This is a genomic window from Tenacibaculum sp. TC6 (assembly GCF_050606265.1).
In the GTDB taxonomy this organism is placed as follows: Bacteria; Bacteroidota; Bacteroidia; order Flavobacteriales; family Flavobacteriaceae; genus Polaribacter.
In genome coordinates this window covers 47706-72744 of record NZ_JBOCUK010000012.1, presented here as the reverse complement: position 1 = coordinate 72744, position 25039 = coordinate 47706, and the positions used below count along the sequence as shown (strand labels likewise).

Here is a 25039-nt window from a genome sequence, read left to right as displayed (position 1 = left end):
ATTTTTACTAGTTGCTTTTTAAAAGCGTTAATGTTACTTATGTAAGAGTTGTTGTTTAGCTAACAATTCCTCTTCCGTTTCTACATGGTTATCATCAGGTACACAACAATCTACAGGACAAACCGCCGCACATTGTGGTTCTTCATGAAAACCTTTACATTCTGTACACTTATCCGGTACTATAAAATAATATTCGTCTGAAACAGGTTGCTGCTCTTCATCTGCATTCACTATTTTACCATTGAGTAAGGTTACATTCCCGTTAAGAGATGTTCCTTCACTATATTTCCAATCTACAGCACCTTCATAAATTGCTGTGTTTGGGCATTCGGGTTCACATGCCCCACAGTTTATACATTCGTCTGTTATTACTATAGCCATTTCTTATCTTTACTATTTATTTGATAAAACCAACTCCTGAGGTGTTGTTTGTTTTAGGATTTATAAGAATAAACGCTCCGTTTGCTTTATTTTCTTGGTAACTATCTACAAACAACGGTTTACTTACTTTTAAAGAAACCTCTCCTATTTCATTTAATGATAATTGTGATGGGGCTTCTTTTTTTCCTGAGAAATCTGTTTTAATTATGGATGAGATATTGGTTATTTTAACCTGTGCATCGTTAACTCCGTGTTTGATATAATATTTCTCAGAAACTTGTAACGGTGTCTTATCCATCCAACAAATAGTAGCTTCTAATTGTTTTACCACATTAGGTTCTTCTCCGGTTTTTACGATCATATCTCCTCTACTGATGTTTATATCATCTTCTAAAGTTATGTTTACAGAACTCCCTCTTTTTGCTACCTGATATTCTTCATCAAAAAAATGAATATTTTTTATGGTTGATTTAGTTATTGAAGGTAAAACGGTTACCTCATCTCCTACAGCTAAATCGCCTCCATATAATTTCCCTGCATACCCTCTAAAATCATGGTATTCTTCTGTTTTAGGTCTGATAACTGTTTGTACAGGAAAACGTGCTTGTGATAATTCTTCTACATCTTCAGGGTTTAAGTTTTCTAAATGGTCTAACAAGCTTTTACCTTGATACCAAGGAATTCTTTTTGATTTTTCAACTACATTATCACCGTGAAGTGCTGAAATAGGTATAAATGTTATATGCTGATTTTGGTATTCACTCTTTGTTGCTAAATACTCTATTTCTCCTTTTATTTGGTTAAATTTTTCTTCTGAAAAATTCACTAAATCCATTTTATTTACCGCAACTACTACATCTTTTACTCTCAATAAATTATTGATAAAAAAATGACGGTAGGTTTGCTCAACTACTCCGTTTCTTGCGTCTACTAAAATGATAGATGCTTGAGAGTTTGATGCACCGGTTACCATGTTTCTGGTGTACTCTATATGACCGGGTGTATCTGCTATGATAAAGCTGGTTTTAGGTGTTGAAAAGTAAATATGAGCTACATCAATAGTAATTCCTTGTTCACGTTCTGCTACCAAACCATCTGTTGCCAATGAAAAATCTAAGTAATCAAATCCTCTTTGCTTACTTTTCTCTTCTATGGCTTGCAGTTTATCTTCAGTTAATGATTTTGTATCGTATAAAATGCGTCCTATCAAAGTACTCTTACCGTCATCTACACTTCCTGCTGTTGCTATTTTTAGTACGTTCATATTTTTTTAGTGTTGGCAATTTTTGCTATTAGCTTTTAGGCTTTAGCTACTTGCTTAGTTTTTGTTGTTATTAAGTTTTATATTACTAATAGCCGAGGACTAATAGCTAAAACCATTTTTAGAAATACCCTTGTTGTTTACGTTTTTCCATGGCTGCTTCAGAGCGTTTATCATCAATCCTGGCGCCTCTTTCTGATATGGTTGATTCTCTAATTTCATCAACTATCGTATCAATATCTGTAGCGGTAGATAATACTGCTGCGGTACAACTCATATCACCAACGGTTCTGAAACGCACTATACGTTCTTGAATTTCTTCATCTTCTTCTCTGTATACTACTTCATCATTTACAGACCATATTAATCCGTCTCTGATAAAAGTGTCTCTCTTATGAGCAAAATAGATAGACGGTATTTCAATTCCTTCTTTTTGTATGTATGACCATACGTCTAATTCTGTCCAGTTTGAAATTGGAAATACACGAACATTTTGCCCTAAATCAATTCTTCCGTTTAACATGTCAAACAACTCAGGGCGTTGGTTTTTTTCATCCCATTGTCCAAAATCATCACGAACAGAAAAAATACGCTCTTTTGCTCTTGCTTTTTCCTCATCTCTTCTAGCTCCGCCAATACAAGCATCAAAACCAAACTCTTCAATGGCATCTAAAAGAGTTTCTGTTTGCAACATATTTCGACTGGCATATTTTCCTGTTTCTTCTTTTACTTTACCAGCGTCAATATTATCTTGAACGTCTCTTACAATAAGTTCAACACCTAATTCTTTCACCAATCTATCTCTAAATTCTATCGTTTCCGGAAAATTGTGTCCCGTATCTATATGCATTAGTGGAAAGGGTATTTTTGCCGGGTAAAATGCTTTTTGAGCTAGTCGCACCAGTGTTATGCTATCTTTCCCCCCAGAAAATAACAACACTGGTTTTTCAAATTGTGCGACTACTTCCCTCAATATATATATGGCTTCACTTTCTAAGGCTCCTACATTAATTTCTCTCGTATTCATAATCATGTTTTTTAAATATGTAAACCACATTCTCTGTTGTTCTCTACTTTTGTCGGATCAAAGTATTTAAACTCGTTAGGTAAATTGTGTTCTTCTAAATATTCATCCAGCTCCGCATCTGACCAATGATAAAAAGGACTTACTTTTATGACTCCGTCTTTACTTTTTGATACCACATCTATACTATCTCTAAAAGCTGTTTGTCCTTTTCTTAAGTTAGTAAACCAAACATCCGGTTGATGTTCTTCCATTGCTCTGGTAAAAGGTTCAAGTTTTACCTGCTCTGTAAATAAAGCATGATTAGGATCATCAACAGTTGGCAACCCCAATGTTATGTTTCTGTGAGCAACCGTTTGTTTAGGAACATACAAATGAACGTTTAACTGTAATGAATGAATTAACTCTTCTGCATGCTTATAGGTTTGCGGTGTGTTATATCCTGTATCACACCAAACTACAGTAATGTTGTCTTGTAATGAAGTAACTGCATATAAAATAGCACTTTCATAAGGCCTAAAGTTTGTTGTAATTATAGGTTTAGATGCTATGGATAATGCCCATTCTATAATTTCTTTAGGTGTTTTATTTTGTAATTGCTCGTTTATCTTTTTTAAATCTATCATTTCTAAACTTATTTTTTACCCCATTTTATACTGTTCCAAACTCTTTCATGAAAAAAATACAAAAGCATTTTTGTTACCAACTCTATTCCTCCTATTGAAAATGCTGTTTTAATATGTCCTGTTATCATCCAAGAAATAAGAATAGTATCAAGCGTACCTACAGCTCTCCAGCTTATTGATTTTACAATGCTTCTTATTGGTCTTTCTGACTGTCTGTCTGACTTATAATCTGTTTTATCTTCTATTATTTGTTCTACGATCATTTTAAAATACCTTTACCCTATCGGAATAGTAGGTTTTTGAGTTGACAAATATACAGACTCTTTATTAATATGAAAGAAAAAATTAAAAAATTAACAATTAAGTAACGTCATGTTTATTTTAAACAAGGTCTGCTAAAGAAGTATTTCTGAAAACTTGTAGGGTATTGTCTCTTACTTGGATCATTAATTTATGAACTGAACAAGACTCTTCATCCGGGCAATCATCACATTTTTCATAAAAATTCAGGCTAACACAAGGTATCATAGCAATAGGACCTTCCAGGGTTCTAATAACTTCAGTCATTTTAACATCAGCTGCATCTTTTAGCAAATAATATCCGCCACCTTTACCCTTTTTGGCTCCTAGAATTCCAACTTTTCGTAAGGTAAGTAAGATACTTTCTAAAAATTTATGCGATATATTTTCATGTTCAGAAATAGTAGCTATTTGAACTTTAGCACCCTTTTCTTGCTTTGCAATAAAAGTAAGTGCTTTTAACCCATATTTTGTTCTCTTAGAAAGCATATTACAAATATATGTTTTTTCATCATTAAAGATTCTTAAAACAATTACTACATTTTTTGTAGTTAACTACAAAAAATGTAGTTTTGCATAAAAAAATAAACATCATGAACATTCCAAAACCGGGAGGATCAGTAAGAGGCTCTAAGTCAGGAAAACCCATAATGGCTCTTTTTGATTTATTAGGTCGAAATTGGTCTATGACCATCATGTGGTACTTAAAAGAAGGTCAAAAATCTTTTAGTGATTTAGAAAAAAAATGTGATGGAATATCTCCGACCACCTTAAATACCCGACTTAAAGAGCTTCAAACAACGTTTATTATTGAAAAGGTTGTTGATGGTTACAAACTAACAGAGTTAGGTGAAGAGTTATTTAATCTTTTTGAACCATTAAGGAAATGGGCAAACAAATGGGCTAAAAATTTCAATTAAAAAACAAATACTATGTTTATTATCAATTTCAATTTTATTCAACCAATAGAAGAGGTAAACAATTATACGGAATCGCATAGAAAATATGTTGCTGAACAGTATAAAAACGGAACATTCTTAATAGGAGGCCCTAAAGATCCGCGTAATGGCGGAATAGTCATTGCAAACACTAGTTCTGAGCAAAAAATTCGTAAGATTTTAGAAAAAGACCCTTTAATTACTCATAAAATGGCAGAATATACACTAACTAAGTTTACCCCGTTAATGAGTGCCAGCACAGTAGGTTTTTTACTAAATGACGTTTAATTGGTAATCAATTAATTCCTACTTTTAACTTAAACTACCTAATAGATTATGAGAACAATTACAGTATTATCAATGATTACTTTAGATGGAGTGGAGTGACAACTCAAGTGAGTTGATCACATATAGGATGCAGAGCAAGTTATAAGGTTTTGAATTATTGGTAATTCCGAAGGTTTATCAATAATTCAAAACCCTAAAATATTAACTTTGAAAAACTGGACTAGTGCTTTTCATAGGATGCGTTGTTGGCAACTGGCTTTTTTCAATTTTCAAGGTAAGGTAAAATATATTTTTCAAAAATTGTTTCAGGCTGTTGTGTTTTTCCATTTCTATAATTTCCAGATGTAATAACAACTGTTTTTAAACAAGGAATAACAAAAATGTATTGTCCACCAGCTCCTCTGGCTTCAATAGATTTTATATTCTTTCCGTTAACTTGATAAGTATTATGCCACCATAAATAACCATAACCATTCTTTTCAGGGACATTTTCTAAACTTCGGTAATTTTTAAAAGAATCTTTAACCCATTTTTTTGATAGTACTCGCTTTCTTTTCCATTTACCATTATTAAGATATAGCTCTCCAAATTTCAACATATCTTTTGGAGTGAGGTACATTCCACCTCCAAAATAAAGTTTACCTTTCAAATCTGTTTGAATAATATAATTTGTGATTTCAAGTTCTTGAAAAAGGTATTTATCCATAAACAACTCCAAAGGTTTAGAAACAACTGAATCCATTGCAATACCAAGTAAATATGGATTTGCTGAGCCATAATTTGCTTCTATATTTGGTTTGTTTATCATTGTAGCCTTTAAAACGGTTTCTGTCCAATCTCTAGTGGGTTGGTAATTGTTCTCTGATGCTGATGATTTTCTCTTTCTTGTATAATCGTCTGCATCTAATCCAGAACTCATTGTTAAAAGGCTTTGAATATCAATTTGAGATTTTAAACTGTCTTTAAGCTGTTGATACTTGTTTGGTAGAAAATCAAAAATGGATTGTTCAATACTTAAAAAAAACGATTTATCTTTTGCAATTCCTACAATAGCAGATGAAATACTTTTTGATGCTGAGCGCATATCGTGTGGAATATTTGCATTGTAGCCATCAAAATATTTCTCATAAAATATTTTTCCTTTTTTTGAAATTAAAACGGAATGTGTATTAGGCAATGAATCCTTTGAAATAAGTTTTTCCATTTCGGTAAGATTGAGAATAGAAGTGTTATGGTGATTGTTAAAACCTCCAATTTTCCAATCGGTTGTAGATTTTTTCAACGTTACTTCTGTAATCTCGCTTTTACCTAAGTAGATACCTAATTGAATTATCTATTGTTAACTTTCCTTTAAACTGCAATCCTGTTTTAAAATCGGTAAACGAAATCAAGTTGTTTTCTTTTTTTTGAAAATTGTCGCACCAAGTTCCTGTAAATCGATTATCTCCAAAAATAGGGTAAGCTTGATAATCATTTTCTTTTCCATTTTCAACACTTAAATAGAAATTAAATGATTTTAATTCATCTATCATCAGTAGATTCCATATCCCTATAAAAGTGTTATTATCTGATTGAGTAAGTTTTAAGTGGTAAAGAAGCATTCCAGACTTGATAAATCCATTAATCTCTTTGCCATTTTCAGAAAGTACGCCTTTAAAAGAATAATTTTCAGCAAAAGGTATCTTTAATATTGAAGTGTTTTTTGAATCAAAAGAATAATCGATAATACTTTTGTTGTTAGAAATTTTGAATCTAGTATTTTCAAGTCCTAAATTTTCAATTTCCACCTTTAGGTTAAATGTTTTGGAATTTTCTATTTTTCCTTCCCAACCACCTGTGTATTTTGTCATATTTTGGGCGTAGGCTGAAAATGAAAAAAGAAAGATTAGAAGTAATATTAAGTTTTTGACTCTCATTTTTGATTGATTTTGATGGAGAAACAAAGATGAGATTATTTAATTTTCAAAAATTGTATAAAATTAACATTGAGAAATTTTCTTCAAAAGTTTTAGAGGAGTTGTTTGGTAAATCCGTTTAAAGTTTGTGATGAAATGGCTTTGGTCATAAAAACCACATTGATAACAAATTTCAGTCATAGAAAATTTGTTTGTGGCAAGTAAATAAAATGCTTTATTCAGTTTAATTAACCGGATATAATTACCAAGGCTCATTCCAAAATATTTACTAAACTCTCTGGATAAATGGACAGGATGGATTCCTAACTTTGAACTTAAACTTTTTAAAGAATAGTCATCTTTTTCCTCTATCAATAATTCCTTTAGTTGGTTTACCCAAATAGGTTTTTTAGACTTCTTTTTTCTATCTGTTTTTATTGCATTAAAAATTTCAATTAGATTATTTTCAATACTTAAATTTGAGTATTGGTCATTTATTTTACTTTCAATAAACACCTGATTCATTAAAATTTTAATTATAGGTTTTTTTAAGTGGATACTTCCTTCAAAATTTGATGTTTGAATGTTGAAATTTGAAAACCATTCTTGATTTAGTTCAATATGAAAACCTCTTGTATATTCAGGTGATTTAATATTGTAATGAGCATCTTGCCAATTATGAAATAATAAACTTCCTGATTCTAAATAATAGGATTCTTTTTTATTAGCTTCAAATAATTTGCCTTGAAGTAAGTATGTAAAATATGGGTTTTCGTGATAATGCCAATCTACTTTTTTGTGAGTATATTCCGTGTCTGTAATTATTAGGTTCTCAAAAGCTGATTTTTGATAATGTTTTCCGTAAAATTCTCCTGTTTTTAGTTTATTCATTCTGTTTTTTCAGCTTGTTACTAACATATTTGTGTATGATTTTTTGCAGGAAAAGGACGCGAGTTCTTTTCCGATGTTTCGGAAAGATAATTAATAAGATTGAATTTCCTCAGCTGAAATTCAATCTTATTAATTATAGACCGTGTTAACTACATTATTTTTAGTTAAATCTGACACTATCTAAAATTTTAGGTCTTATTTCATTTCTAATAATACTTAGAGGGTGAAAAGGGAAATACTTGTCAAAATCCTTTTTTTCTGATATATTCATTAAGTTACCTTCTTTGTATTCTTTATCATACGGGTCTTGTCTATATAAAGAGAATAATTCTCCAATGTCAATACCAGTTATTTCACAAATTGGATGCATAGAAATATTGTCTCTTAATCCAGTTGGGTTCATTTCGAATATCATAATCCTAAACTGAAACATTCTTTGTTTTTCGTAGTTATTTAAGTTTAGAAAATATGTATAGTCCATTCCTCTACCTTCTCTTTTAGGAACTTTAGTTATACTTTCATATCCAATAATTCCATTTTCTGTTAAAACTTCTTCGCACATAATTAAACCGCCTCCAATTTTTGCAGTTTGTTTTCTTGTCCAATCTCTATATGCCAACATGATAGATTGAGAATCTTCCTTTTTCATCTGACCGTTTGGTTCGAATATTTCAATAATCATTGGATCTGAATCTGAGCTTGTATATTGTAATTTAGTTTCAGTTGAGTTCACTAAATTCCAATTCATACTGTTAAAAATTAAATTTCCAAATTGAGTTTCTTTAGTCTCGTAGTTTCTGGAATAATTTAGGAATTCTTTTAATTGTTCTTTCTCGAACATTTGCTCAAAAATTGAGCTAAATGAATTTTTTAATTTAATTTTATTCTCTTCGGTTAAAGGAAATAATTCCATAAATAAATCCCTATTGGAGACATTGGATTGAATTGCTTTTTCTTTTTTATTTCGTTTAAAAAATCTTTTGAACATAGTTTGTTTTTTATATTGTAGCTAACGTGTTTGTGTATGATTTTTTTGTAAAAAAAGAGCGTGAGCCGTTTTCCGTTGATAAGGAAACTTAATCTTATTAATTATACACCTCTTTGTAGTAGGTAGTTTTATATTTTTATCCATTCAATTTCGTAACTGACTTCTCCTTCCTCTATTTCGCCAACCTTAAATCCAAGTATTTCAGTTGCAATTTTTTTGAATTCAGTTTTCCATTCAATCCATTCATTAAATTCCATATTTGCAGAAAATTGAAGTCCGCTTGGTTCAATAGAAGCAAAAATGGATTTTTCTTCTTCATTATAACTAAACCAATAAGGAATTCCAACTTCTCCATTTCCATCTTTTCCGAATCCAATCCAACCATCCATTTTTTTATAAATCATGGGAACCTTATTCCAAATCTCTTTTGGTAAATCATACCTTATATTCAAGTTGCTTTCTTGATACTCCATTTATTTATTTTTTAGTTTGGCAATGATTTAAGGTATTAGCTGAACTATTTGACCTTTATTGAAATTTTCTCTTTTCGTTTTATCTTTAAAATAAATAGCGAAAATATCAAATCTTGGGTTTCCTTTGTCATCTGTTGCTCTTGGCATAGAAACTCCTTTAATCTCAAAGCCTCCAAATGTTGAAGATTCCGATAATTGAAAGTGCTCTTCTGATAACAGTCTAGCTATTAAATGTGGACTATGCCTAGTTACTTTTTTGAAAATAAAATCAATTTCAAAATCTAATTCCATATTTGTAATTACCTACAACTAATTATATCTTCACAAATATAGAGGTTATCCCAATATATTTTCGAGATAACCGCATAAAGCAATAGTGTATATCCGTAAAATATTTTTTACCCTAATTATGTTAAAGAACGTTTTTCCGTTTTTAACGGTATCAGAGAACCTACAGTTTCTAGGTTCTTTTTTTTTCAGTATTGGTACTTTTTTAATTTGTTGGTTTTTATACGAGTTCTTTATTAAGCGGATTGCCTTATTGAGATTGGTTTTGGGTGTTAAAAACTAAGAATATCTTGTTATAGAAGTTTAGATAGTACTATCTCAATAAACATAAAAACGATTCAAATAGTGCTTGAATCGTTTTTATGGTATTCTAAAATAGATTGACTTTCAAAACCTTTAAATAGATTTTGATTCTTAATTATTTAATGCTTGTTTTAAATCAGTAAGTATATCTTCTACATTTTCTAATCCTATTGAACATCGTACTAATCCATCGGTTATACCAACTTCTAATCTATCTTCTTCGCTTAGCTTACTGTGTGTTGTTGATGCCGGATGTGTTACAATGGTTCTGGTATCTCCTAAGTTGGCTGACAGCGAGCACATTTTGATGTTATTTAAAAAGGTACGTCCGGCTTCAATTCCTCCTTTAATTTCAAAAGCAACAATATTACCTCCCAATCGCATTTGTTTTTTTGCTATTTCATACTGTGGATGCGATTTTAAAAATGGGTATTTTACAAAATTTACCCTTGGATGTTCTTCTAAAAACTGAGCTACTTTTAAGGCATTCTCGCAATGTTTTTCAACTCGTAACGATAATGTTTCTAAACTTTTTGATAGCACCCAAGCATTAAACGGAGACATTGCCGGTCCGGTATTTCTTGAAAATAAATAAATTTCTTTAATTAAATCGGCTTTTCCAACGGTTACACCTCCTAATACTCTTCCTTGTCCGTCAATTAACTTCGTGGCTGAGTGTATGACCAAATCTGCTCCAAATTGTATAGGATTTTGTAAATACGGAGTTGCAAAACAGTTATCTATCACTAATAATAAATTGTGCTTTTTTGCAATGCTTCCTAATAATGCTAAATCTAACACATCAACAGCCGGATTGGTTGGCGTTTCTGCATATAAAATTTTGGTGTTAGGCTGAATCAGTTTTTCTATATTTTCTACTTCATTTACCTTAAAATAACTGGTTTCTATATTCCATTTTGGAAAATACTTGGTAAATAAACTGTGTGTGGAGCCAAACACAGAACGAGAAGAAACAATATGATCTCCGGCATTTAACAACGCCGCAAAAGTTGAAAACACAGCCGCCATTCCGGTAGCAAAAGCATATCCTGTCTCTGCCCCTTCCATGGCTACAATTTTATTGACAAATTCTGTCGTATTCGGGTTTGAGAACCTACTGTATAAATTTTTCTCTTTTTCTTCTGCAAATGAAGCTCTCATATCTTCTGCATCGTCAAAAACAAAACTTGAGGTAAGGTATAATGGCGTGGAATGCTCCGAAAATTGCGTACGCTCTGTTTGCGTTCTTATGGCTTGTGTTTCAAAATTTTTGCTCATTCTTAGTGTTTTTAGGTGCTAAGCACCAGGTTTTATATTTAGTTGTTTGTTTTTGTATTTGTTATAGGCCGACTTTGTTAGTGTATTGTGTTATTTTTACATTACGCAGCCTTATTTTAGCTTTGCTTACTGTTGTTTTAGTATTGCTTACCGTTACTTTAGCATTGCTTATTGTTATTTTAGTATTGCTTGCCGTTACTTTAGCGTTGCTTGCTGTTGTTTTAGTATTGCTTACCGTTACTTTAGCATTGCTTGCTGTTGTTTTAGTGTTGCTTGCCGTTACTTTAGCATTGCTTGCTGTTGTTTTAGTATTGCTTGCCGTTACTTTAGCGTTGCTTGCTGTTGTTTTAGTATTGCTTACCGTTCCTTTAGCATTGCTTGCTGTTGTTTTAGTATTGCTTATCGTTACTTTAGCATTGCTTATGGTTGTTTTGACGCTGCTTGCAATTCTTTTTTAGTTATTTGATTTTGCTAATCGTAAAATATCTCCAAATACGCCTCTTGCCGTAACGCTTGCTCCTGCTCCTGCTCCTTGTATTACTATAGGTTGTTCGCCGTAAGATTCTGTATAAATTTCAAAAATGGCATCAGATCCTTTTAAACTCCCTAATGGTAAATTTTTAGGTACCGATACTAATTTTACATCTAATTGTCCTTTGGTTTGTTGTAAATCTCCGTGTAGATCTCCTATATATCTTAATACGTGTTCGTCTTCTTGATTTTCTTTTTGTTCTTGGAAATAAGAATTCAGCTTTTCTAAACTTGATAAAAACTCTTCAGAAGAGATATTTCTAAATTCTTCCGGTATTAAGTTTTCTATAGCTATATCATTAAATTCATTTTCTAAATCTAATTCGCGAGCTAAAATGAGTAGTTTTCTGGCAACATCATTTCCGCATAAGTCTTCACGCGGGTCCGGCTCAGTAAATCCTTTATCAATGGCTTCTTGTAATACTGTTGAAAACGAAACTTCATCTGCAGAAAACTTATTAAATAAATAGCTTAATGATCCTGAAAATACGCCTCTGATTCGGGTAATATTTTCTCCTGAATCGTGTAATAGTTTAATGGTATCAATTAACGGAAGTCCGGCTCCTACATTGGTTTCATATAAATAATTTTTTTTGTTTTCTTCTAAGGTTTTTCTTAGTTCTTTATAGAAATCGTATGAAACGGTATTGGCTATTTTATTGGATGAAACTAAATCAAATCCTGCTTCTACCAACGGAATATAATTATTGATAAAATCAACGCTGGCTGTATTATCAACTGCAATTAAGTTTTCTAAATGATTTTTTTTGGCGTAGGCTATTACACTGGCTACAATTGTGTTTTCTTCTTTACTGTTTTGTAAAGCCTCTTTCCAATTTTTATCGACTCCTTCTTTCGTTAATAATACCTGTTTTGAATTGGCTATGGCAAAAACATTAAGTTGAATTTTTCTTCGTTCTAAAATGTTTTTAGCACTATCTAATATTTGCTCAATTAAAGTTCCTCCTACTAATCCTTTACCAAAAACAGCTATATTAATTTTTTTGGCTACCCCAAAAACTTGTCCGTGAATTACATTCAATGCTTTATGCAAATGTTGTTTTTTTACAACTAAGCTTACGTTTTTACCGGTAATGGTGTTGTTGAATAACAGAGGTACAATTTGATTTTTTATCAGAGCATTGAATGGGTGATGAAACTCACTTAAGTCTTGTCCGATTATTGAAATTACCGAAACGTCTTCAATAATGGTAATTTTATTTACATCTTTGGTATAAAAATCATTTTCAAACTCTGCTTCTAATGCTTTTACTGCATTTTCAGCATTTACTCTATCTACAACCAGCCCTATACCTCTTTCCGAAGAGCCTTGAGAAATAATACTTACGCTTATACCCTGTGTACTTAATGCTTTAAAAATTCGGGCATCGACTCCTACTTTTCCTAACAGGCCTCTTCCTTCAAAATTAATTAGTGCTACGTTATCTAACACCGATAATGATTTGATTCCTTTTACCGATGATTTGGCCGTTATTAGGGTTCCTTTATCATTGGGTTTAAAGGTATTTAATATTCGTAAGTTGATGTTTTTTTCCAGTAAGGGTATAATCGTTTTAGCATGTAAAATGTTGGCTCCGAAATTGGCTAATTCATTGGCTTCAGAGAATGATAATTCTTCAATTTTCTTAGCATCTGTAACTAAATCAGGGTTTGCAGTAAAAATACCATCTACATGGGTGTAGTTTTGCAGTTCTGCCGCGTTTAAATAATTTGCCAGTAACGACGCGGTGTAATTGCTTCCGTTTCTTCCTAATGTAGTGGTTTCATTATTTAATGTTGAGGCGATGAAACCGGTTACTACATTTACTGTATTTCCGTTATGAAGTTCAAAGTACGTAGTTACTTTTTCTTTAGATACTTCATTAAGAAGTTGTGCATTTCCAAAATTCTCATCTGTTTTTAACAGTTCTCGTGCATCTGTTGGGTTGGCCTGAATTCCTTTTTGTTCTAATAATTCCGATACAGTTTTTATGGCTAATAACTCTCCTTGAGCTAATACCTCATCTTTAATTTTAGTGCTATAATCTCCCAATAAATTAACTCCCTCAAATAGTTTTTCTAAACGGGTAAATTCTTTAGAAAAATCAATCAGCGGAGTAATCAGTGATTGTTCTCTTTTAAAAGCTTCCAGTTGCTCTGTATACACTTCATTTTTAGCTGCTTTTTCTAAAATTTCTTCTAAGGTATCTGTTGCGTTTCCTCTGGCTGATACTACGACTGCTATTTTTTCTCCTTCATTAACTTTTTGTTCTATAATAGCTATTACCTTTCGGATTCCTTCATTAGACAATGATTTTCCTCCAAATTTCAATACTTTCATCTTTTTATTCGTTACTTGTTTATTGAAGATAGGTTCAATAATCTTTTTTAGTTGTTCATATTCTATCAAAAATGCATCATGCCCGTGAACAGAATTGATTTCATTATAGGTTACGTTAGCGTGTACTGCCGCTAATTCTTTTTGAGTTTCTCTATTTTCTTCAGCTGTAAAAAACAAGTCTGAATCAACCCCAACAATATGAATATCGGCTTCTATACTTTCTAATACATTTACTTCTTTTCTTCCTTTGGTTACATCAATGGTTTTTAACAATTGATTCATTAATTTGTAGGATGCCAGTTGGTAACGTTCTTGTAGTTTTTTTCCGTGGTGTAATAACCAACTTTCTACATTAAAGAGTTGTAAATCTTCATTTTTAGAGCGTTGAAATCGTTTTTTAAATGATTCCGGTGTTCTGTAACATAACATGGCATGTATGCGTGCATCATGTACCGGATTGCTAGAGTTGGTTAAGAATAATTCCTGTATTTGACAGTTCGCTATTAACCAATCTGTAGATTTCCAATCGGTTGCTACCGGAATTAAATGTTGTGTTATTTTAGGATTGATCACTACCATTTCCCAAGCAATTCCTCCTCCTAAAGAGCCTCCTATTAACGCAAATAGTTTGTCTATTTTCAGCTCTTTTAGTCCTAACAAAAAAATAGCAGCAATATCTCTGGCTACAAAACTTTTATAATTATCAATTAAAAAGTCATCATATCCGTTACCGGGAATATTAAAGCAAAGTATGGTGTAGGCGTTGGTATCAATTACTTTATTCTCTCCAATCAAATCTTTCCACCATCCGTCTTCTCCTGCTACATTGCTATTTCCGGTTAAGGCATGATTGATTAAAATTACAGGAGCAGTACCCAGCGATTCACCAAACAACTGATAACTTAACGGTAAATTTGTATACCGGGCACCACTTTCTGTAGTATAACTAGCAATAGTTATATGTTGTAAGTTTTTATGTAAACTCATTGATTTTTTTATAGGAAATTTTTAAACTAAAACTTCTTTAGGTATTTTGGCAAACGCTTCTTTTAAATCGACTTTTAAGTCCTCAATATTTTCAATACCTACAGATAATCGGATTAAATCTTTAGTAACACCTGTGCTTTCCTGTTCTGTATCTGTTAATTGTTGATGGGTGGTACTTGCCGGGTGAATAATTAAAGATTTGGTATCTCCAATATTAGCCAATAATGAAAATAGTTTTGTATTATCTGCAATAGTTTTAGCGGCTTCATACCCTCCTTTTACTCCAAAAGTGACTAATCCGCTCTGACCTTTAGGTAAGTATTTATTTGCTAAAGTTTTGTATTTATTTCCTTCTAAACCCGGATAGTTTACCCAAGCAACTTCATCTTGTTTTTCTAACCAAGTAGCTAAGGCTAAGGCATTTTCACTATGTTTTTGAATTCTAACTTCTAAGGTTTCTAGTCCTTGAATAATTTGGAAGGCATTGGTTGGACTTAAAGCACCTCCAAAATCTCTCAATCCTTCTAAAATTAATTTAAATGTATAGGATGCAGCTCCTAAGGCTTCATGGTATACTAATCCGTGGTAACCGGCAGACGGTTCTGTAAATTCCGGAAATTTTCCGTTAGCCCAATCAAAAGTTCCGGCATCAACAATTACACCTCCTAGTGAGTTTCCTTGCCCTCCTATATATTTTGTTAAGGAGTGTATTACAATATTAGCTCCGTGCTCTATTGGATTTAATAAAGCCGGTGTAGCTACTGTGTTATCTACAATAAAAGGCACTTTTGCTTTTTTAGCATGAACCGAAATGGCTTGTAAGTCTAATACGTCTAACTTAGGATTTCCTAAAGATTCAACAAAAATAGCTCTGGTATTTTCTTGTATGGCGCCTGCAAAATTTTCGGGTTCAGAAGCGTCAACAAAAGTGGTAGTAATTCCTAATCTTGGTAAGGTAACATTTAATAAATTGTAGGTACCTCCGTACAAACTACTCGATGCTACAATATGATCACCTGCTTTTAATAAGGTTAATAATCCGGTAGCAATGGCGGCAGTTCCTGAAGCAAATACAACAGCTCCAATACCGCCTTCTAAAGCTGCTAAACGCTCTTGCAAAATTTGATTTGTAGGGTTATTTAATCGGGTATAAATAAATCCTAATTCTTTTAATGAAAACAGATTAGCTGCATGATCTGAATCATTAAACACATACGAGGTTGTTTGATAAATAGGCACTGCTCTTGTTCCACCGGTTTGTGTTACATCGTGTCCTGCGTGCAACGCATTGGTTGCGAATTTTTGTGTACTCATTTTTCTTGTTTTTGAGTTAATAAATAATTAAAACAAAAGCCAAAACACATCTTTTTAGATGTTGCTTACCAGAAAAATGTTATTAAGAAATTATAAGAAGATTCTTGTAGGTTTATAAAAGAGTCTTCTTTTGGGTTATCTATCCATAATTAAGTTTTCTCGGTTGCGTTCAAAAAATATTTTTTGATTTTATGCTTTCGATTTACTTTAGGTAGAATTTAGCACCTTCTTTGTATAGAACAAAGGGTTGCTAAGGCTTCACAGGGTCTAATCCCTCCACCTTTCTTGATAACATCGACAATAAGTGTTTGAACTTTTACGAGTGCAAATATTTTAAAATTAAATTTTAATTTCCAAGCTTTTTTTTATTTTTTTAAAAAATTGCTGTAATTCTTTTCAAGTTTACTTCAACTTAAAACTCATCTCAACAGGCAGATGATCAGAGGCTTGACCAAAGCTTTTCAATACACGTCCTTCAACATATTCTATTGTATTTTCTGTGTAAAAAATATAGTCTAATCGTTCAAAAGGGTTTGCGGTATCAAAAGTCATATCATACGCTTCTTTTGAATAAGCAGCGCTACCAATATTAGGTAAATCGAATATTTTTTGAACTGCCGGCTCTTTATATTTAGGGTCGCTATTAAAATCTCCCAATAAAATTGTAGGATATGTTTTTGCATATTCCGTAAATAATTTACTTACTTTTTGCAATTGTTTAACCCTAGTTTCTTTATCAAAAGCTTCTAAATGTACATTCATCAATACGACTTCTTTTCCTTCTAAAACTACTTTTGTTATTTGTAATAACCTGTCTAAATAAAAAGCATCTCTATAAAACGGATTGTCACTTACTCTTTCTAAAACAATACGTTCATAATCTTTTAACGGGTATTTACTTAGTATTGACTGACCGGAAACTACTTTTCCAAAATGCATACTTGGTGGCCAATATGGAAATGGTAAATAACGCTCATCCCAGTTAATCCCTTTTGCCACATAATTATAGCCTAGTTTGGCTATTTCTTCTTCTTGGTCAACCTCATAAGAACGGGCAGCGTTATAATCTATTTCTTGAAAAGCAATAATATCCGGATTTACTTTTTTTATTTCTGTAATTACTGTTTTTAGGTTGGTATCAAATAATTCTTTTGGTTTAGCTATGGCTCTGTTATTAGTCATACCACTTAAATACCCAATGTTATACGTAACAATACTGTATATAGAATCATGATCTACAGTAGTTGGATAGTCATTTTTTAGTAGTTGCGCATACGAAGCTTCTTCTAAAGTAGAAGATGAAGCCCAGAAAAAAAATAGCACAGATGCGGTCATTAGTATTGCTACCAATGTTAGAAGAAGAGTTAAAAGGCGTTTCATTTAATAACTATGTTTTTGTATATAAACTTAGTTAGAATTCTCTTGTGGTAAATTCTAAAAAAAATGTTAATGTTTTTTCCAAATTTAAACCTTTTTAACTTAGATATGTCCTATAAGTGTAATTAAAATGAAAAAATTAATATACAACATTTTTAGCGTAACGGTAATTACCAAAATTTTGACAATAAACTTTAAATTTTAAACTTATTACATATGAAAAAATTCATTGGATTTTTAGTACTTGCTTTAGGCATTTCAACATTAACTGTTGCTCAGGAGCACAGAAAAGAACATCAAGGTGAAAAAATGACTGCTGAGCAACAAACAGAATTAGCTGTTAAAAAAATGACATTAAAGTTAGACTTAACGCCTGCTCAACAGCAAAAAATTAAGCCTTTATTAGCTAAGCAAATAGAAGAAAAAAGAACCATGCATGCAAAAAGAAAGGCGATGAAAGATGCTAATAAAAAGCCTTCTTCTGATGAACGTTATAAAATGACGAACAACAGACTTGACAAACAGATTGCTTTTAAAGCTGAGATGAAGCAGATTTTAAACAAAGAGCAATATGATCGTTTTGAAAAAATGGCGGCTAAAAAAGAGCATAAAATGAAAAAAAGAATGCACAAAAAAGGTAAGCGTCATCCGGAAAAAGACGGTCAGGAAAAATAAGTACATACTTAGTAGTAGACAGGTTGATTAACCATTTAGATTAGTTTTTAACGAAGCTCGATTTTTACAAATCGGGCTTTTTTATTGCTGCATAATTTTCTGAAGGTTAATTTTGTAGGTACGTCCTATAGGAAGTATATGTTGGTCTATATAAATTCTGTTTCCTTCTATAGCATTTATATGTGTTACTGCTACTGCAAATGATTTATGTACTTGAATAATATGAATTCCACCAACATTATTCATACATTCTGATAATTGATTTCTTACAACAATTTCATTCGTTTTTGTAACAATTTTACAGTAATTTCCAATAGCTTCTATAAATAAAATTTCTTCCGGATTGAGTTGTACATACTTTCCGTTCACTTTAAAAAAAAGATTTTTATTTTTTAATTCTTCTGAATTTGTGTGAATGGGCTTAGGTTCATTAATTTTATTCACCGCTTTTAAAAAACGCTCAAAACTAAAAGGCTTTAATAAGTAATCAACTATGTTTAACTCATACCCTTCTAAGGCAAATTCTTTATAGGCTGTAGTAACTATAATTTTAGGTGGTTTATGTAGGGTTTTTAAAAAATCAAATCCTTTTAATTTAGGCATATTTAAATCTAAAAACAGTAAATCTACCGTATGTGAATTTAAAAATTCTAAGGCCTCGAGAGCATCATAACAATGTTTAAGTAATTTAAAGTTAGGAAGTGCATCACAGTATTCTTTAATAATATCATGTGCTGCCGTTTCATCATCAACTATTATATAGTGCATCATACATTTAAAATTAGTTGTGCTTTAAAAATACCTTCTTCTTTGTTAAAAGTCAAACTATGTTTTTTAGGGTATGTCAATTCTAATCTTCTCTTTAAATTTTTAAGTCCTATCCCCTCTTTATTTCCCTCAACTTCCTTATCAAAATTATTTTCTATATCAAATTTAACAACACCATTGTTGGTATTGAGTTTCATATAAACATAGGCTTTCTCTCTTAGGTTTTCTATACCGTGTTTAAAGGCATTTTCAACCAAATTAATAAATAATAAAGGCATAACCTGATACTCTTTTTTATCTAAACTGGTAGTGAATTTCACATCAATATCTTTATAATATCTCATTTTATGAAGCTCTATATAATTTTGAAGATAGGTTATTTCTTCTTCTATAGAAACGCTTGTTTTATCTGATTCATAAATACCATAACGCATTAAATCTGATAATTTTAAGACTAACTGCCGTGCTTTTTTAGGGTCTTTTTCAATAAAACTATATAGACCATTGAGCATATTGAAAAAAAAGTGAGGATTTACTTGCGATTTCAAGTGTAATAACTCACTTTCTTTTAATTCTTTTTTTATAGAAATTATAGATTTTAACTGTATTAAGAGCCATACAATTCCGTAAATCATAATGGCTAAATAGTAAATTAAAATAAATAAACTGATAACTCCCGGAGTATTGGCTAAGAAAACTACAGATTCTTTTCCTAAATAAAGTATTTCATAGGTAAGCCATACAATTGGTATAATAAGAGAAAGTATTACAATTCCTTTAATAATCTCTTTTTTATTTTTGAGAATCGGGTGTGTCATACTCCAAAAATACATTCTATTTCAGTTTATCTATACATTATGTGTTAAACTAACTCTGAACTGTGCTGTACAACAGTTTTCAGGTTGTAAACAGCATACATAGGCTATTCAACGCTTTTTTAATCAATTTTAAGGTATATCATCACATTATTTTTCGCATTCTTCTCTCTTAAAATAGGTTTGTCATGACAATTACAAATTCAATACATGAAAACTCAGTTTATCTATACCGATGATAGTAAACCCTTAATTAACTAACAAATTATAAACTCAACTCAAATGAAAAACAGAATTTTTACTTACTTAAAAAACATCTTCGGAACCTTATTTTTTTTATTAATTACAGGTCTGATCATATTACTATCTATGAATGGTAGTGTAAACCTAGGCACAAATGAAGTTGCAAAAAACTTACACAATGAAGGACCTTATATTTTTTTTGAAAATGATAGTGTATTAAGTGTTAACTATCTAAAAGGAAATAAAGATGATGGATTTGAGGTCGATTGTAAAAAATATAGTTCTAAAAATGAACTAACTATTTCTTCATTTTTCCCGCTTGATTCTACTTATTTTAATTTTAACTTGAAGACTGCATTTAATACTCCTAAAAGTATTTATGATGACGATTATCCTATAATAGCTATTTCTGATATTGAGAGTGGATATAAATCATTTAGAGATTTTTTAATCAAAAACCAGGTTATTGACAGCAATTTGCAATGGACATTTGGAAAAGGCCATTTAGTACTGGTTGGCGATTTTGTTGATAGAGGAGCTTCTACAACTCAAGTACTTTGGTTTATTTATAAATTAGAGCAAGAAGCTGCTAAAAATGGCGGAATGGTTCATTTTATTATAGGAAATCATGAAATTAAAAATCTTCAGGGTGATTATCTCTCTTCTTCTCTTAAATACAAAGCTGTTTCAGCTATTTTAGAAAAACAACAATTTGAGCTTTTTAATAAAAAATCTTTCTTAGGAAAATGGCTTTCTAGTAAAAATGTTATTGAGCGTATTAACGGAAATTTGTTTGTTCATGGCGGAATTCATCCTGACATTACTTCCTATGCTATAGATTTAGATTCTATCAATACTATTGTACGAAAAAACTACGCACTTACTTTTTATCCTAAAAAACAAAAATCTTTGACTCAATTTTTAACATCAACTCGTACCGGACTTGCTTGGTATAGAGGATATTTTAAAGATAATGTATCAGAGGAGCAAATTGAATCTTGCTTAAAAAAATTCAATGCAAACTCTATTATTGTAGGGCATACGCTACAGCGAAAGGTGAAAAAATTATTTAACGGGAAGCTATATGCTATTGATATTAAACATCCGAAAGATTATGAAACCAACTGGCCTCTTAAAAAATCAGAAGGGTTACTTATTAAAAACAATGCATATTATAGAGCTACCCATAATGGAAAAACAGAAAAGTTATGATTGTATTATTTTTATTCCTATTAACCTTAGTTTTCTAAGCGAAGTTTAATACACCAACATTCGTATTATTTTAAATGTTTTCTTGAAAAGCTAAACATACTTGAAAAATAAGACGTCATAAAAAAAGGACTGCTATCAGTCCTTTCTTTATTCTTTAAACCAACTTGAATAGGTTACGTAATTATTTGCTATTCTATCGATTTCTCCTGAAATTAATTCTTCAGAAATGTCTTTTACTTTTTTGGCAGGAACACCTGCATATATACTTCCGCTTTCAACATGTGTGTTTTTTGTAACTACAGCTCCGGCTGCAATAATTGTATTAGATTCTACAATACAGTCGTCCATAATAATACTACCCATACCTACTAACACATTATCATGAATCGTGCATCCATGTACAATAGCATTATGCCCTATTGACACATTATTTCCTATGGTTGTTGGAGATTTTTGATACGTTGCATGAATCACTGCTCCATCTTGTACATTTACCTTATTACCCATTTTTATATAATGTACATCTCCTCTAATTACCGCATTAAACCACACACTACATTCCTGTCCCATTTGAACATCTCCTACAATAGTTGCGTTATCAGCTATATAACAATCTTCCGGTATTTGCGGATATTTTCCGTTTACAGGTTTTATTACTTTCATTGATTATTTTTTTAGGCTATTAGCTCTAAGCTTTTGGTTATTTCGGGTATAAAGTTATTTAAAATATGACAATAAATTAGCTTTTTTAGTTGAGGACACCATGAGTTCTTTTCCGTTGCTCAACACTATACTTCCTCCTTTACCTTTTTTATATCGTGTAACCGCATTTACATTTACCAAGTATGATTTATGAACTCTGGCAAAAGAATAATCCTTTAAAATTTCTTCAAAGTATTTTAAGGTTTTACTAACTAATTTTTTAGTATTAACAAAATAGATTTCTGTATAATTATCATCTGCTTTGCAGTATAAAATATCGCTTACTTCAATCACTTCAAAACCATCTTGCATCGGAATTGTTATTTTTCCTGTTTTTATTTCTTTAGGACTCAAAACCGCATTTTCTAACTGCATTTCTTTTTCCTTAATTTGAGTAACATGGTTAACCGCTTTAATCAAATCATCTATAGAAATAGGTTTTAATAAATAATAAGATGCTTGGTTATTTAAGGCTTCTATTGCATAATGATCATAGGCGGTTACAAAGATAGTTTCGAAAGTTCTATCGTCAATTTTTTCTAACAAATCAAAGGCATTACCATAAGGCATCTCTACATCTAAAAACACTAAATCCGGTTGGTGATTTTGAATTAACATGTATCCTTCTTCAATATTTCCTGCCTCGCCTAAGACCTCTACATTAGGACAATATTTTTTTATATAATTTCTTAAGATGTCTCTACTTATGGCTTCATCTTCAATAATAATAGCTTTTATATTCATAGTCTGATCTTTTTTAAAAATAGTTCTACTTTAGTTCCTGATTCATCTTCAAAGGCATTAGATACCTGTACCGCAATTTTATCTTGGTACATATCATTAAGAATAGCAATTCTATTCTTAATGGTACTCATTCCTTTTGATTTTTGTTTTAATTGATTTTTTGTTTTCATTTCCATAGATTTTTTTCTGCCTATTCCGTTATCTTCAATAGTTATTTTAACAATCTCTTCTTCTTGTTGTTCCATTGATATAAGTAAAAGGCCTTTTTCTTTTCTATATCGTAATCCGTGCCAAATAGCATTTTCTATATACGGCTGTAATAACATTGGAGGAATTACATAGGCATCTAATAAAATTTTTTCATCTACTTTTATTTCATAATCAAACTTATCTTGAAAACGATTATGTTCTAAACGCACATACAATTGCAACAATTCTACTTCTTTTGATAAGGGTATAAAATCTTCATCTGAGTTTTCAAGCACTGAGCGCATTAATACTGAAAATTCAGATAAATATCGATTGGCACTTCGCTCATCGTTTACGGCAATAAAACTGTTTACTGAATTTAATGCGTTAAATATAAAATGCGGATTCATCTGTGAGCGCATTGATTTTAATGCTAATAAATTATTAGCTAACTTTTGTTGACGGATATTTCTATACATAAAATACACCAACAATGAAAAAAGCACCAAGCCAGCTAATAATGAATAAATCACAATTAGTTGCTTTTTATTATTTTCCTGAATTAATTGTTGATCTTTATAAGCCAAATCAATTTTACTATGTGCCAGTTCTTTATCTTTTTCTAAACTGGCTATTCTATTTTGATTGTCTGATATTCGTTTACTAAACCTTTTTACTTGTTGTATTTCTTGTTCTTTTTTTACATATAAAGAGTCAACCAACTGTACATATTCTTGGTAACTTTTTAACGCTTTGGTATAATCTCCTACTGTTTCATATACTTCTGAAAGCTTTCTGGTAGCATCTTTCTGAACAATAAGGTCTTCATTTTTATCGGCCTCATTAATACTTTTTTCTAAATAAGGAATGGCCTGATTATAATCTTCTTTTTGTAAATACGCATTTCCTATTTTATAACTAATTTTTTGTGAAGTAATAGAATCTACTAATGATTCTTTATCATCTGCTTCTACAGTATTTTTTTCTGCTTTTTTTAAGCTTTCTTTTCTCAATTCAATCTCTTCATCATACCTGCGTGCTGAGTTTAAAAAATCAGCTACTTTTTCCTCTTCCATTAAAGAACGTTTTACATTTTCTTTAGTAGCTAACTCTAATGAATTTTTAAATAAGGAATCTGCTTTCTTTATATCTCCTGACTTTGCATATACTTCTGCCAGTTTTGAATTTAAATCTGTAATTTTAGATCTATACGAATTATTTTGAGCAATTGTTAATGCGGATTTATAATTTAACTGTGCTTTTGAAAACTGATTCATTGCCGTATACACATCTCCTAACCCTTCATAAAGAGACATTGTTTCATAAGCTGTTAATTTTCCTTTTAAAGACTGTAAATACGATAGTTCACTAGCTTGATACTTTTTATATAAAAACTGTGTTTTTGCTAATTGTAAACGCAATGAAACATCATCTACTTCTTTTAAAGACGCTTCGTAATTTTCTATGGCTAAATCATATTGTTGCCAATAAAAATAAATGGTAGCTAATGTTTTTAGCACGTCTGCTTTTTGGTACCTGTTTATATTTTCTTTTAATGCTTTTTCTACAAACGATAAACTTTTATCAATATCTTTTTTCTCATAAAATTTAGCTGAGTCTAAATACTGTGTATAGTTATTTTTCCTTTTACTAATAGAAAAGTTCAATTTATTTAACGACTTACTTTTCTTATCCCGCTTATTTTCTTCAACTTCAATACGTATTTCATCTCCCCCTTTTATGGTATAATATACTGTTTCAAAATTAGGATGACTCACCATCAATTCATCATTAACTTTTACTGTTACTGTATATTCTTCATTTCTTGAATATCGATTCTGATAAACTCCGTTTACAGTTATATAGGCATCTGTAATGGCTTTTCTACTTGCTTTATCAATTATTTTTATTTTTACTGAAAAATATCTCTCTGTTGGCCCTCTATTTTGCGCTAATACTAGCTGGGTTATCAAAAAGAAAAATACAATACTTATTTTGCGCCACATTAGTTATGGGTTTACATTTTTTTGTAAACTTATTATCAAAAAATCAATTAAAAAAATCGAGTTTAAATCATTACTCTATTTTCCCTGTTATTTTATACGGTATTACTCAATCAAAAAACGCTATTACTCACTAAAAAGTAGTTTTTACTCATTCTTATTTTTTTTCTAAAAAAGTTGCTCCTAGTTTTACCTTGTAAAATA

The 25039-nt window shown here is 31.0% G+C and carries 26 protein-coding genes and 1 riboswitch; of the genes, 5 read left to right on the top strand and 21 right to left on the bottom strand.

Features of this window, described 5'->3' with window-relative positions:
• Positions 1 to 33 precede the first annotated feature (33 nt).
• The 6 genes from ACQY1Q_RS08795 to ACQY1Q_RS08770 all read right to left on the bottom strand — a co-directional run bounded on the left by ACQY1Q_RS08795 (position 34) and on the right by ACQY1Q_RS08770 (position 4081).
• On the bottom strand, positions 34 to 381 hold the full coding sequence (locus ACQY1Q_RS08795) for a 4Fe-4S dicluster domain-containing protein (RefSeq protein WP_431004935.1): 348 nt from the start codon (positions 379 to 381) through the stop codon (positions 34 to 36).
• 16 nt (positions 382 to 397) lie between these two features.
• Complete coding sequence (locus tag ACQY1Q_RS08790; protein ID WP_431004934.1) at positions 398 to 1645, bottom strand: sulfate adenylyltransferase subunit 1; 1248 nt, start codon at positions 1643 to 1645, stop codon at positions 398 to 400.
• Positions 1646 to 1763: 118 nt separating this feature from the next.
• A complete protein-coding gene (cysD, locus tag ACQY1Q_RS08785) occupies positions 1764 to 2669 on the bottom strand; it encodes a sulfate adenylyltransferase subunit CysD (protein WP_431004933.1) in 906 nt (301 codons plus the stop codon).
• Positions 2670 to 2680: 11 nt separating this feature from the next.
• Positions 2681 to 3292 carry a phosphoadenosine phosphosulfate reductase family protein gene (locus ACQY1Q_RS08780; protein ID WP_431004932.1) on the bottom strand — a complete coding sequence of 204 codons (612 nt, stop codon included), beginning with the start codon at positions 3290 to 3292 and terminating at the stop codon, positions 2681 to 2683.
• Between the two features lie 8 nt (positions 3293 to 3300).
• The gene (locus tag ACQY1Q_RS08775; RefSeq protein ID WP_431004931.1) at positions 3301 to 3555 is read right to left on the bottom strand and encodes a DUF2061 domain-containing protein; all 255 of its coding nucleotides are present in this window, start codon (positions 3553 to 3555) and stop codon (positions 3301 to 3303) included.
• A gap of 118 nt (positions 3556 to 3673) precedes the next feature.
• A complete protein-coding gene (locus ACQY1Q_RS08770; RefSeq protein ID WP_431004930.1) occupies positions 3674 to 4081 on the bottom strand; it encodes an RrF2 family transcriptional regulator in 408 nt (135 codons plus the stop codon).
• Between the two features lie 104 nt (positions 4082 to 4185).
• Here ACQY1Q_RS08770 and ACQY1Q_RS08765 point away from each other — a divergent pair, with 104 nt between their 5' ends.
• Together ACQY1Q_RS08765 and ACQY1Q_RS08760 are read left to right on the top strand one after the other, a co-directional pair.
• Positions 4186 to 4512, top strand: a complete 327-nt coding sequence (locus ACQY1Q_RS08765; protein ID WP_431004929.1) for a winged helix-turn-helix transcriptional regulator — start codon at positions 4186 to 4188, stop codon at positions 4510 to 4512.
• Positions 4513 to 4524: 12 nt separating this feature from the next.
• Positions 4525 to 4818, top strand: a complete 294-nt coding sequence (locus ACQY1Q_RS08760; protein WP_431004928.1) for a YciI family protein — start codon at positions 4525 to 4527, stop codon at positions 4816 to 4818.
• A 262-nt stretch (positions 4819 to 5080) separates the two neighbouring features.
• On the opposite strand, the gene ACQY1Q_RS08755 is transcribed toward ACQY1Q_RS08760, so the two are convergent.
• From ACQY1Q_RS08755 to ACQY1Q_RS08725, 7 genes are all read right to left on the bottom strand, one after another.
• Positions 5081 to 6100 (bottom strand): serine hydrolase domain-containing protein, encoded by a 1020-nt coding sequence (locus ACQY1Q_RS08755; RefSeq protein ID WP_431004927.1) that lies wholly within the window; start codon positions 6098 to 6100, stop codon positions 5081 to 5083.
• A gap of 22 nt (positions 6101 to 6122) precedes the next feature.
• Positions 6123 to 6668, bottom strand: a complete 546-nt coding sequence (locus tag ACQY1Q_RS08750; RefSeq protein ID WP_431004926.1) for a hypothetical protein — start codon at positions 6666 to 6668, stop codon at positions 6123 to 6125.
• A 129-nt stretch (positions 6669 to 6797) separates the two neighbouring features.
• The gene (locus tag ACQY1Q_RS08745) at positions 6798 to 7604 is read right to left on the bottom strand and encodes a helix-turn-helix domain-containing protein (protein WP_431004925.1); all 807 of its coding nucleotides are present in this window, start codon (positions 7602 to 7604) and stop codon (positions 6798 to 6800) included.
• 160 nt (positions 7605 to 7764) lie between these two features.
• Positions 7765 to 8517, bottom strand: coding sequence for a hypothetical protein (locus ACQY1Q_RS08740; protein WP_431004924.1), 753 nt, complete (start codon positions 8515 to 8517; stop codon positions 7765 to 7767).
• Positions 8518 to 8720: 203 nt separating this feature from the next.
• A complete protein-coding gene (locus ACQY1Q_RS08735) occupies positions 8721 to 9065 on the bottom strand; it encodes a hypothetical protein (protein ID WP_431004923.1) in 345 nt (114 codons plus the stop codon).
• Between the two features lie 27 nt (positions 9066 to 9092).
• Entirely contained in the window at positions 9093 to 9356 is a 264-nt protein-coding gene (locus ACQY1Q_RS08730) for a hypothetical protein (protein ID WP_431004922.1), read from the bottom strand.
• A 411-nt stretch (positions 9357 to 9767) separates the two neighbouring features.
• Positions 9768 to 10934 (bottom strand): O-succinylhomoserine sulfhydrylase, encoded by a 1167-nt coding sequence (locus ACQY1Q_RS08725; protein ID WP_431004921.1) that lies wholly within the window; start codon positions 10932 to 10934, stop codon positions 9768 to 9770.
• Between the two features lie 74 nt (positions 10935 to 11008).
• Between ACQY1Q_RS08725 and ACQY1Q_RS08720 the strand changes: the two genes are divergently transcribed.
• The gene (locus ACQY1Q_RS08720; protein WP_431004920.1) at positions 11009 to 11392 is read left to right on the top strand and encodes a hypothetical protein; all 384 of its coding nucleotides are present in this window, start codon (positions 11009 to 11011) and stop codon (positions 11390 to 11392) included.
• Here the strand turns inward: ACQY1Q_RS08720 and thrA are convergent.
• From thrA to ACQY1Q_RS08705, 3 genes are all read right to left on the bottom strand, one after another.
• Complete coding sequence (thrA, locus tag ACQY1Q_RS08715) at positions 11389 to 14793, bottom strand: bifunctional aspartate kinase/homoserine dehydrogenase I (RefSeq protein WP_431004919.1); 3405 nt, start codon at positions 14791 to 14793, stop codon at positions 11389 to 11391. The two genes, ACQY1Q_RS08720 and thrA, sit on opposite strands and share 4 nt — an antisense overlap.
• A gap of 21 nt (positions 14794 to 14814) precedes the next feature.
• Positions 14815 to 16107 (bottom strand): O-acetylhomoserine aminocarboxypropyltransferase/cysteine synthase family protein, encoded by a 1293-nt coding sequence (locus ACQY1Q_RS08710; protein ID WP_431004918.1) that lies wholly within the window; start codon positions 16105 to 16107, stop codon positions 14815 to 14817.
• A gap of 186 nt (positions 16108 to 16293) precedes the next feature.
• Positions 16294 to 16402, bottom strand: a riboswitch (SAM riboswitch).
• Positions 16403 to 16509: 107 nt separating this feature from the next.
• A complete protein-coding gene (locus tag ACQY1Q_RS08705) occupies positions 16510 to 17487 on the bottom strand; it encodes an endonuclease/exonuclease/phosphatase family protein (RefSeq protein WP_431004917.1) in 978 nt (325 codons plus the stop codon).
• Between the two features lie 213 nt (positions 17488 to 17700).
• Between ACQY1Q_RS08705 and ACQY1Q_RS08700 the strand changes: the two genes are divergently transcribed.
• Positions 17701 to 18159, top strand: coding sequence for a hypothetical protein (locus ACQY1Q_RS08700; protein WP_431004916.1), 459 nt, complete (start codon positions 17701 to 17703; stop codon positions 18157 to 18159).
• 81 nt (positions 18160 to 18240) lie between these two features.
• Here the strand turns inward: ACQY1Q_RS08700 and ACQY1Q_RS08695 are convergent, their stop codons facing one another.
• Both ACQY1Q_RS08695 and ACQY1Q_RS08690 read right to left on the bottom strand, forming a co-directional pair.
• Positions 18241 to 18930 carry a LytR/AlgR family response regulator transcription factor gene (locus tag ACQY1Q_RS08695; RefSeq protein ID WP_431004915.1) on the bottom strand — a complete coding sequence of 230 codons (690 nt, stop codon included), beginning with the start codon at positions 18928 to 18930 and terminating at the stop codon, positions 18241 to 18243.
• On the bottom strand, positions 18927 to 19760 hold the full coding sequence (locus tag ACQY1Q_RS08690; protein WP_431004914.1) for a sensor histidine kinase: 834 nt from the start codon (positions 19758 to 19760) through the stop codon (positions 18927 to 18929). The genes ACQY1Q_RS08695 and ACQY1Q_RS08690 overlap by 4 nt, the downstream gene beginning before the upstream one ends.
• Before the next feature lie 264 nt (positions 19761 to 20024).
• Here ACQY1Q_RS08690 and ACQY1Q_RS08685 point away from each other — a divergent pair, with 264 nt between their 5' ends.
• Positions 20025 to 21197, top strand: a complete 1173-nt coding sequence (locus ACQY1Q_RS08685) for a metallophosphoesterase (protein ID WP_431004913.1) — start codon at positions 20025 to 20027, stop codon at positions 21195 to 21197.
• 147 nt (positions 21198 to 21344) lie between these two features.
• On the opposite strand, the gene ACQY1Q_RS08680 is transcribed toward ACQY1Q_RS08685, so the two are convergent.
• From ACQY1Q_RS08680 to ACQY1Q_RS08670, 3 genes are read right to left on the bottom strand one after another with little or no spacing between them, the layout of a single operon-like run.
• A complete protein-coding gene (locus ACQY1Q_RS08680; protein ID WP_431004912.1) occupies positions 21345 to 21860 on the bottom strand; it encodes a gamma carbonic anhydrase family protein in 516 nt (171 codons plus the stop codon).
• A 54-nt stretch (positions 21861 to 21914) separates the two neighbouring features.
• Positions 21915 to 22643, bottom strand: a complete 729-nt coding sequence (locus ACQY1Q_RS08675; RefSeq protein ID WP_431004911.1) for a LytR/AlgR family response regulator transcription factor — start codon at positions 22641 to 22643, stop codon at positions 21915 to 21917.
• Positions 22640 to 24838, bottom strand: coding sequence for a tetratricopeptide repeat-containing sensor histidine kinase (locus ACQY1Q_RS08670; protein ID WP_431004910.1), 2199 nt, complete (start codon positions 24836 to 24838; stop codon positions 22640 to 22642). Before ACQY1Q_RS08670 ends, ACQY1Q_RS08675 begins: the two co-directional genes overlap by 4 nt.
• Positions 24839 to 25039: the final 201 nt, after the last annotated feature.